The sequence below is a fragment of the Acerihabitans sp. genome, assembly GCF_036398755.1.
Classification (GTDB): Bacteria; Pseudomonadota; Gammaproteobacteria; order Enterobacterales; family Enterobacteriaceae; genus Acerihabitans.
The window spans coordinates 1-9,241 of sequence record NZ_DASWOM010000067.1; the positions used below are offsets into that span (position 1 = coordinate 1).

The window sequence follows — 9,241 nt, forward strand, 5'->3', positions numbered from 1 at the left end:
GGGAAGTCCAGAAGGGGCGCGCGTGCGCCCCTTCTGGTCGCTTGCCGGCACCCGGCAATCCCTATAACCACCCAACGCATGGCAAGCGAAACCGCCGCCGGGGGCGACATAACGCATGCTGCAAGTCGCCAACTGCCAGCCGCAATCAAACCCGTCGCCGGGGGCGACATAACGCTTGCTGCAAGTCGCCAACTGCCAGCCGCAATCAAACCCGTCGCCGGGGGCGACATAACGCATGCTGCAATTCGCCAACTGCCAGCCGCAATCAAACCCGCCGCCGGGTGCGACATAACCCTCACTGCCAGTCGGGCTATTGGCGTTAAGAAGCGCCGCGTTTGTCTTCGGTATTGCGCTCGAAGTCAGAGGCGTCGTGGCGTTCATGCAACTGGTCGGCGGGATCGCCCCAGGTGCGGTTAACCTTTTGTCCGCGCTGAACGGCGGGGCGGCGGCTGATATCCTCGGCCCAGCGCGTGAAATGCCGATAGGACGTGATATCCAGGAATTCGCCCGCGTTATAGAGGCCGCCTTTCACCAGGCTGCCGTACCAGGGCCAGATGGCGATATCCGCAATCGAATAGTCCTCACCGGCGATAAAGCGGTGTTCCGCCAGTTGCCGGTCCAGCACATCGAGCTGGCGCTTGGCTTCCATGGCGAAGCGATCGATGGCGTATTCTATTTTAACCGGGGCGTATTGATAGAAATGGCCGAAACCGCCGCCCAGGTAAGGCGCGGAGCCTTGCAGCCAGAAAAGCCAGTTCAGCGCTTCGGTGCGCGCGGCGCGTTCTTGCGGCAGAAAATGGCCGAATTTTTCCGCCAGATACAGCAAAATGGCGCCGGATTCGAATACCCGGATTGCCGGCGAGACGGAGTTGTCGAGCAGCGCGGGAATTTTTGAATTGGGATTGACGGCGACAAAACCGCTGGAAAACTGATCGCCTTCGCTGATGCGGATAAGAAACGCGTCATATTCCGCGCCGCTTTCGCCCAGCGCCAGCAGCTCCTCCAGCAGGATAGTGATTTTTTGCCCGTTAGGCGTGCCCATGGAGTAAAGCTGAAGAGGATGTTTGCCGACCGGCAGCGTGGCGTCGTGGGTCGGGCCGGCAATCGGACGGTTGATATTGGCGAATGCGCCGCCTTGTTTTGGCTGCCAGGTCCAGACTTTGGGGGGATGATAGTTATTTTCCGACATGGTGTAGGGTGCCTTGTGATGAAAAAAAATCATGATAACAGTGTAGCAGCCTGGCGAAAGCGGGTTTAACCGTTGGTGGGATTGCCGCCCGTGGGGCGCTATCCGCTGCGCGCCATAAAACGCCGCGTCAGGATCGGCAGCGAGATGACCGCTATCAGCATCAGGCCGACGATAATGGACATCACAATGCCCGGCACATTCAGCAGGCTCAGGCCGAAGGTGACCAGCCCCATCAGGAAAGCGGCGATAATAACCCCGGTCATGCTGCCGGACCCGCCCAGCACGTTGACGCCGCCCAGCACCACCATGGTGACGACGCTCAGCTCCCAGCCCAGCGCCAGGGTGGGGCGGGTGCTGCCCAGGCGCGAGGTGAGCAGCACCGCGGCCAGACCGGATAATAGCCCCACCAGGATAAACAGCGTCAGGTTATGGCGTTTGACGTTGATGCCGGAATAGTAGGCCGCCACCGGATTATTGCCGATGGCAAAGGTGCGGCGGCCGAAGTTGGTGCGGTGCAGCAAAAAGTAAAACAGCAGCGCCAAGAAGATAAATAACGCAAACTCGAACGACAGCGCCCCGAACACGTAGCCCTGGCCAAAATAGGCAAAGCTTGCCGGGTAGTGATTGATGGAGCGATCGCCTAACAACACATAGGTGATGCCGCGAAATAAACTCATGGTGCCGATGGTAATCACGATGGAGGATAAATTCAGGCGCGTTACCAGCAGGCCGTTAATCACACCGCATATCAGCCCGACCCCGAGGCCGACGCAAACCAGCCATGGCGTCGCCAGCCCGGCCTGCGCGCAAAATCCCATCAGGGTGGAGCTGAGGGCCATAATCGAGGCCACCGACAGGTCGATTTCCCGGGCGATAATCAGCATGGCCATCGGCAGGACGATAATGGCTTTTTCAGTGAAATTAAACGTGGCGTCCGACAGGTTCCAGATATTAAGGAAATACGGGGACGCGACGGCGTTGATGGCGAACACCAGCAGCGTGACCGCCAGCAGAAAACCCTCCCAGCACAGCAGGCGGCGGATAAAGGGATGCTGGCGCAGCGGAACCGCCACGGGATGCGGGTGGGAGGATAACGTCTTGTTCATAGGCTGCCCTCTTTTTTCGGTCCGGACCGAGGCGGCAACGACTGTTGCGCCAGGGCGACATCGTGCAGGATCAGGCGTCCCCCGCGTTTATTGGCGCGTTCGTTCATGATGACGGCGATGACGATGACGCCGCCTGAAATCGCCATTTGCCAGAAAGGCGACACGCCGATGACCGGCAGGGCGTTATTGATAACCCCCAGGAACAAAGCCCCCAACAGGCAGCCCGCGACGGTGCCGATGCCGCCCATGGTGCTGATGCCGCCGATAACGCAGGCGGCGACGATTTGCAGTTCAAAGCCGTTGGCGACATCCACGTAGGCCACCGCAAACCGGGTGATCCACAGATAGCCGCTGAAGCCGGCCAGCGCCCCGGACAAGCAGAAGCTGACAAACCGCATCTTGCCGGCGTTGATGCCGGCGTAGTAGGCCGCGGTGGCGTTGCCGCCGGCGGTATACATGGCGCGGCCGGTGCGGCTGTAGCGCATGAAATACCCCACCGCGGCCAGTACGGCCAGCGCGCACCAGCCAAGGATGGGCAAATGCAGGAACGAGGTACGCGGCAGGCTCAGGAAACCGGGGCTCATCTGATGGGCGTTGATCCAGCCGCCGCCCGACAGTAAAAAGATGATGCCGCGGTAAATACTCATGGTGCCGAGCGTCACGACAATCGAGGGTATGCCGAGTTTCCAGACCAGCAGGCCGTTAACGGCGCCCATGGCTAAACCCGCGGCCGTGGCGATCGCCACCAGCAGCCCGATCGGCAGCGCGGGATAATGAAAATTCAGCAGCGCCACGATCATGCCGGCCAGCGCCAGGTTGGCTGCCATGGATAAATCGATGCCTTTGGTCAACAGCACCATCATCTGGCCAAGGGCCAGGATAATCAGGATCGAGGTATCGTTAAACATTTCCAGCAGGTTGCCGGGGCGCAGAAATTCAGGCGAGCGGCCGCCCACGCCCAGGATCATCAGCAGGATAACCATGGCCAGGAATAATTCGCGGTGTTTGAGCAAGGTTTTCATGGGTTATGCCACCTCAAGATCGGCGCCGCTGGCGACGCTGACAATGGTTTGCGCCGAGACGTCGGCGGCGTTGAATTCCCCCACCATCAGTCCCTCGTGCATCACGATGATCCGGTTGGCCATGCCCATGATTTCAGGGAGTTCGGACGAGACCATGATGACCGCCAGCCCCTGGCCGACCAGTTCGGCCATGAACTGGTGCACGGCCGCTTTTGAACCGATATCGATACCCTTGGTGGGTTCATCGAGGATAACGATGCGCGGCCGCGTCGCCAGCCATTTGGCGATAACCACCTTTTGCTGATTGCCGCCCGAAAGGGTTTCCACCGATTGGCGCCAACTGGACGCCTTGACCTGCAGGCGCCGGGCATAGTCGTCGGCCAAGGCCATCTCCCGGCGTTCATTAAGGATGCCTTGGGGATTAAGGCGGCTTAGCTGCGGCAGGCTGATATTCTGATAAATGGGCAATTCAATCACCGCCCCCTGCTGCTGGCGCTCCTCCGGCACGTAAACGATGCCGGCGCCGATGGCCTCGGCGGGGTTGGCGAAACGCCGTGTTTTGCCGCCGATAACGATCTGCCCGCGGCTGGGCTGGGTGACGCCGAACAGGGCTTTCATCAATTCCGTGCGCCCGGCGCCGACCAGGCCGTAAAAACCCAGGATCTCGCCCTGGCGCAGCGAGAAGGACATGGCGGAAAACTCGGTCGGATGGCACAGGTCGCGCACCTGCAGCACGATTTCGCCGGGATTATGGGCGGGGGTGGGATAGGCCTGGCTGATTTCGCGCCCGACCATCATGGTAACCATGTCAGCCTCGGTCATATCGCTGATATGCCCCGAGCCAATATAACCGCCGTCGCGCAGGACGGTGTAATAGTCCGAAATGGCAAAAATTTCGTCGAATTTATGCGAAATAAAGAGGATAGCCTTCTGCTCCTGTTTCAAGCGCGCCACGATGCGATAAAACTCGACGATTTCATGTTGCGACAGCGCGGCGGTCGGTTCGTCGAGGATAACCACCTGGGCGTCGAAGGAGAGGGCGCGGGCAATGGCCACCATATGGCGCTGGGCTATGCTCAGCTCTTTTAACACCGCGCGCGGGTCGATCTGCACGTCCAGCCTGGTCAGGATGGCGCGGGTCTTCTGGTGCATCATGGGCCAATCCAGGCGTTTGAACAGGCCGCGGCGCAGGTAATGGCCGGCGAAAATATTCTCGGTTACCGACAGCTCGTCGAACAGCACGGTTTCCTGATGGATGGCGGTAATGCCGAGCCGGTGGGCGGCGTCCGGCGTGGCCAGTTTTACCGGGATGCCTTTGTACAGGATCTCGCCTTCCTCCGGCGTGTAAATCCCGGTCATTACCTTGACCAGCGTCGATTTACCCGCGCCGTTTTCTCCAATCAGCGCCGTCACTTTCCCGGGATAAAGGTCGACGCGCACGTTTTCCAGCGCGCGCGCGCCGGGAAATATTTTGGTGATCCCCTGTAATGACAATAGTGGTGTGGCATCGGTCATGGCGTCCTCCGCATTACCCCGCTGTTAGCCTAAAGCCGGCGCACCCCGCCAGGAAATACGCCGGTGCGCGCATCAGAATATTTTGGAAAATTTATCAATATTGCCGGCGTCGTAAATAAAGGGTTTGGACATGGCGCCGCTGCCGTCGGCATCCAGCTGCACGTTGCCCAACCGTCCCATGCCGGCCTGCGTGGGCGTGGTTTTGCCTTTGACCAGATCATAGGCGAGATAGGTGGCGGCATAGCCCAGATCGATGGGATTCCAGATGGCGAAACTCTTGGTGGCGCCGGATTTGACCGCGCCGGCCATCTCCGAGGGCAGCCCCAGGCCGGTAACGTAAACCTGACCGATTTTGCCCTGATCCTTCACCGCCTGCGCGGCGGCGACGATGCCCACGGACGACGGGGAGATAATCACCTTCAGGTTAGGGTAGGTCTTGAGCAGGCCGACGGTTTCGCGGTAGCTTTTATCGGACAGGTCATCGCCATAGGCCACTGTGACCAGGTTTACCGACGGATATTTCGGCAGCACCTTTTTCATTTCCTCTATCCACAGGTTCTGGTTGGTCGAGGTGGGGGTGGCGCTTAAAATGGCCGTATCCCCTTTTTGCAGGCCCAGGGCGCTAATGGCGTCGGCCGCCAACTGCACGTTCATTTGGCCTATCAGGTCGTTGCTTGAGGGATTGAGATGGATTTGGCGGCCCGCCTTGGCCACGCCGGAATCCCATGAAACCACTTTGATGCCGCGCTGCATGGCTTTTTTCAGTACCGGCACCAGGGCATCCGGGTCGTTGGCCGATACCGCGATGGCGTCCACCCCTTGCGCAATCAGGCCGTTTAGGACTTCTATCTGCGCTTCCGCCGTGGTGGTGGTGGGTCCGGTATAAATGACCTTAACGTCGCCCAGCTCCTTGGCGGCCTGCTGCGCGCCGACATTCGCCGCCTCGAAAAAACCATTGCCCAGCGATTTGGCCACCAGCGCGATTTTGATATCGGCCAGGGCGTTGCCCGCCATGGCCAGGCAAGACGCCATCAGGGCACAACCGAGTATTTTTTTTAGTGTCATCATAGGTACTCCAGCTGAAAATACTGCGTGGGAAATACAGGGTAGTTAAATCGACGAGGCATGGTCGTGACGTCCGGCGCAATTGCGGTTTCGGGATGGGGCTGCGGCAAAACCGCTGCATGGTCGTGGCCGGGCATCATAAGCATGAACCTTCCTGGAAGGTATTGTCATGACTCTAGGACCTTGCGCCGCGCGCCGCCTTTACGCTATTGCCAGCTCTCGCCGCGAAGTGGCAATGACAGAAAGATGCGGATGAGCGGTATCACAAATCCATAACATTTTTCCCGGTGGTTAACACCGCCGGCGGCGCCTGGCGCCATGGCCCGGTTTATCGCCCTATTGCGGCCCGACCGCCAAAAAACGCATATGTTATGCCCTGATGATATTTTGCAAATTCCAGCCGGTCTGTATGGTGGGCTGATGGCATGCAACTTATCGGCTCGGATGGAACAATCATGCAGCGATCGCTCGGCGTCCTGACGCTATTAACCCTTGTTTCCCTTACTATCATTCCCGCGGCCCACGCCGGCGCCACCCTGGACCGGGTTAACCAGACCAAGGTGCTGCGCGACGTGCTGGTAAACGATTATCCGCCGTTTGGTTTTATCGATGACAATAACCAACTGGCCGGGTTTGACGTGGATGTGGCCAAAGCCGTGGCGCAAAAACTGGGAGTAAAACTGGAATTGGCCACGCCGGGATGGGAGACCATCGTCGGCGGCAAGTGGCAGGGACGCTGGGATCTGTGCATCTGCTCGATGACCCCCAATACCGAACGGGCGAAAGTGCTGGATTTCCCCGTGCCCTACTACAGTTCGCCGGCGGTGCTGGTGGTCAATAAAGAGGAGAAAAACATCAAGGGCGCCGCCGATCTGACTAATAAAAAGGTCGGTGTCGGCATCGGCTCCAGTTATGAAAATTACCTGAATAAAAGCCTGGTGATCCCGGGCGCCCGGCCCATTGTATTCCCGTTTGATCATGTGCAGGTGGTGCCGACGGATGAAACCGTCGCGTTCCAGAATCTGGCCTTGGGCGCCGGCACCCGCCTGGATGCCGTGGTGTCCGATCTGGCTACCGCCAACGCCCGTATCGCCAAAAGCGATCGTTTCCGCATCGCCGGCGAGCTGTACGCCGAGCCTAATTGGGTCGCCACCGATAAAGGGGACGCGTTATGGAACCAAACCGTGGCGGATGCGGTGAACGCCCTGCGCGCCGACGGAACGCTGGCGCAAATCTCGCGCCGCTGGCTGGGGGAAGATATTACCAAGGCGCCGCAGTAATGGTGCCGTCATCCGCCGTTGATGCCGAAAAAGCGGCGCCGGCCCCGGTCGAGGCCATGGCGCGGCGCGGCGACGCCGGCTTTCGCCTGCGGGCCATCATGACCTGGGCATTGCTGCTGGCGCTCCTGCTGGGGCTGTTTTCCCGCCTGGACCTGGATTTTGCCCTGATAGGGGTTAAGCTGCCGTATATGCTCGGGCTGCGGCTGTCGCCGGACGGTTTTATCCAGGGCGCGGCTTTAACCCTGGTCATTACCGCCTTGTCCATGTTGTTTTGCACGCTGCTGGGCATCCTGACCGCCGCCGGGCGCCTGTCCTCCAGCGCCGTCGCCTTTGGCTGCGCGACGTTTTATACCTCGCTGTTTCGCGGCACGCCGCTGCTGGTGCAGGTATTGATTATTTACCTGGCGCTGCCGCAGGCGGGGATCGTGCTGGGCGCCTTCACCTCCGGCATCATAGCCCTGTCGCTTAACTACGGCGCCTATCTGGCCGAAACCATCCGCGGCGGCGTGATTGCCGTACCCCGGGGCCAGACCGAAGCCGCGCTGGCGCTGGGATTGCCGCGCGTGGTGATTGTCACGCATATCATCGCGCCGCAGGCGCTGCGCATTATCGTGCCGCCGGTGGGATCGCTGTTTATTTCCATGCTGAAGGATTCATCGCTGGTGTCCCTGATGGGACTATGGGAGCTGAATTTCCTGGCGCAATCCTACGGCCGCGCCACCTATCATTATATGGAAATGCTCACCACCGCGGCGGCCATCTACTGGCTGATGTCCATGGTGCTTGAGCTGCTCCAGGGGCGGCTGGAGCGCCATTTCGGCCAGGGTTATCCCCGGCGCGGCGCGCCAGAGTAGGCCGGAGCGACGGCCGTTTTCATCTTATTCAGGAGCCGGAAATCATGAGCAATCCAGGGCAAAACCTTCCCCGCCGCGACATAACCATTCTGGACGGCGGCATGGGCCGTTTGCTGGAGCAACTGGGCGCGCCGTTCCGCCTGCCCGAATGGTCGGCGCTGGCGCTTATCGAGGCGCCGGAATATGTCACGCGCGCCCATGAGATCTACGCCGACAGCGGCGCCCAGGTGCTGACCACCAATACGTTCGGGCTGGTGCCGCATATGCTGGGCGAAGAGCGGTTTCTCCGCCGGGCCAGGTCATTGGCCGGGCTGGCGGGACAATTGGCGCGCAGCGTGGCCGTGCAGGCCGGCACCGCCCATCCGGGCTCGCCGGTGCTGGTGGCCGGCTCGCTGCCGCCGCTGTTTGAAAGCTACCGGCCGGAAAAATTCATCCCCGCCCGGGCGGATGACATACTCACGCCGCTTATCATGGGGCTGGCCCCATGGATCGACTTTTGGCTGATCGAAACCCAGAGTTCAACGCGCGAAGCCCTGACGGCGCTGGACGCGGTCAGGCGGGTGAGCCCTCTGCCGGTGCATGTCGCTTATACCCTCAAAGACGAGGCCGGACGCACCGGCCCGGCCGAACTGCGTTCGGGCGAGCCGGTGGCGGAGGCGGTGGCCGCGACGCTGCGCGCCGGCGCCGCGGGTATATTGTTCAACTGCAGCCAGCCCGAGGCGATGGGCGCGGCGGTCGTCGCCGCCCGGCGCGTAATCGACGCCTCGACCACCCCCACGGCGGCGCTGGGCGTCTACGCCAACGCCTTTATGCCCGAGCCGCCCTCCGACGAACCCTATGCCGGCATCTCGCGCCTTAGGGACGACCTCGACCCGGCCAATTACCTGAAGTGGATCCGCCGCTGGGTCGGGCAGGGCGCCACCATGGTCGGCGGTTGCTGCGGCATCGGCCCGGCGCATATCGCCGCGATACGCAACGCCGGGGAGGATATTTTTCCCGCCGGCTAGGCGGGGCGCCCGGCGTATCCGCCAGGTTGCGGATAACGCCATGGCCTGATGATTGGCCCCCGCGCTGGAATACGCCGGAATAGTGCTTGTGGGATAATAAAATACCTATTATCCCTGGCGTTCAGTCACGGCGGCAAGTCCGGAAAAATAATCCTATTAATATAAAAAAATAAAAGAAAAAATTTAATCAATATACCTTCTTC

Annotated in this window: 9 protein-coding genes; 3 read left to right on the forward strand and 6 right to left on the reverse strand. The window is 60.4% G+C overall.

Translation table 11 applies throughout. The features are described from left to right. The 6 genes from VGC33_RS11190 to rhaS all read right to left on the reverse strand — a co-directional run. Positions 1 to 237 (reverse strand): hypothetical protein (locus VGC33_RS11190; RefSeq protein WP_331120834.1); only part of this gene is annotated, 237 nt, incomplete at its 3' end. 82 nt (positions 238 to 319) lie between these two features. Beyond that, positions 320 to 1,189: a glutathione-dependent disulfide-bond oxidoreductase gene (yghU, locus tag VGC33_RS11195; protein ID WP_331120835.1), complete on the reverse strand. Its 870-nt coding sequence runs from the start codon at positions 1,187 to 1,189 to the stop codon at positions 320 to 322. Positions 1,190 to 1,287: 98 nt separating this feature from the next. Next, entirely contained in the window at positions 1,288 to 2,295 is a 1,008-nt protein-coding gene (locus VGC33_RS11200) for an ABC transporter permease (RefSeq protein ID WP_331120836.1), read from the reverse strand. Next, complete coding sequence (locus VGC33_RS11205; protein ID WP_331120837.1) at positions 2,292 to 3,317, reverse strand: ABC transporter permease; 1,026 nt, start codon at positions 3,315 to 3,317, stop codon at positions 2,292 to 2,294. Before VGC33_RS11205 ends, VGC33_RS11200 begins: the two co-directional genes overlap by 4 nt. A gap of 3 nt (positions 3,318 to 3,320) precedes the next feature. After that, complete coding sequence (locus VGC33_RS11210) at positions 3,321 to 4,832, reverse strand: sugar ABC transporter ATP-binding protein (RefSeq protein ID WP_331120838.1); 1,512 nt, start codon at positions 4,830 to 4,832, stop codon at positions 3,321 to 3,323. Positions 4,833 to 4,904: 72 nt separating this feature from the next. After that, a complete protein-coding gene (rhaS, locus tag VGC33_RS11215) occupies positions 4,905 to 5,864 on the reverse strand; it encodes a rhamnose ABC transporter substrate-binding protein (protein ID WP_331120841.1) in 960 nt (319 codons plus the stop codon). Positions 5,865 to 6,352: 488 nt separating this feature from the next. On the opposite strand from rhaS, the gene VGC33_RS11220 reads away from it, so the two are divergent. The 3 genes from VGC33_RS11220 to VGC33_RS11230 are packed head-to-tail and all read left to right on the forward strand — an operon-like array spanning position 6,353 to position 9,038. Continuing rightward, complete coding sequence (locus VGC33_RS11220; protein ID WP_331120839.1) at positions 6,353 to 7,177, forward strand: transporter substrate-binding domain-containing protein; 825 nt, start codon at positions 6,353 to 6,355, stop codon at positions 7,175 to 7,177. A 56-nt stretch (positions 7,178 to 7,233) separates the two neighbouring features. After that, positions 7,234 to 8,031 carry an amino acid ABC transporter permease gene (locus VGC33_RS11225; protein ID WP_331120842.1) on the forward strand — a complete coding sequence of 266 codons (798 nt, stop codon included), beginning with the start codon at positions 7,234 to 7,236 and terminating at the stop codon, positions 8,029 to 8,031. A gap of 44 nt (positions 8,032 to 8,075) precedes the next feature. Next, positions 8,076 to 9,038, forward strand: coding sequence for a homocysteine S-methyltransferase family protein (locus VGC33_RS11230; RefSeq protein WP_331120840.1), 963 nt, complete (start codon positions 8,076 to 8,078; stop codon positions 9,036 to 9,038). The last annotated feature ends 203 nt before the right edge of the window (positions 9,039 to 9,241 follow it).

Excerpts from the sequence above, each read along its gene's own strand:
- yghU (WP_331120835.1), bottom strand. The coding sequence starts at position 1,189 with ATGTCGGAAAATAACTATCATCCCCCCAAAGTCTGGACCTGGCAGCCA.
- VGC33_RS11200 (WP_331120836.1), bottom strand. The coding sequence starts at position 2,295 with ATGAACAAGACGTTATCCTCCCACCCGCATCCCGTGGCGGTTCCGCTG.
- VGC33_RS11205 (WP_331120837.1), bottom strand. The coding sequence starts at position 3,317 with ATGAAAACCTTGCTCAAACACCGCGAATTATTCCTGGCCATGGTTATC.
- VGC33_RS11210 (WP_331120838.1), bottom strand. The coding sequence starts at position 4,832 with ATGACCGATGCCACACCACTATTGTCATTACAGGGGATCACCAAAATA.
- rhaS (WP_331120841.1), bottom strand. The coding sequence starts at position 5,864 with ATGGCGTCTTGCCTGGCCATGGCGGGCAACGCCCTGGCCGATATCAAA.
- VGC33_RS11220 (WP_331120839.1), top strand. The coding sequence starts at position 6,353 with ATGCAGCGATCGCTCGGCGTCCTGACGCTATTAACCCTTGTTTCCCTT.
- VGC33_RS11225 (WP_331120842.1), top strand. The coding sequence starts at position 7,234 with ATGGCGCGGCGCGGCGACGCCGGCTTTCGCCTGCGGGCCATCATGACC.
- VGC33_RS11230 (WP_331120840.1), top strand. The coding sequence starts at position 8,076 with ATGAGCAATCCAGGGCAAAACCTTCCCCGCCGCGACATAACCATTCTG.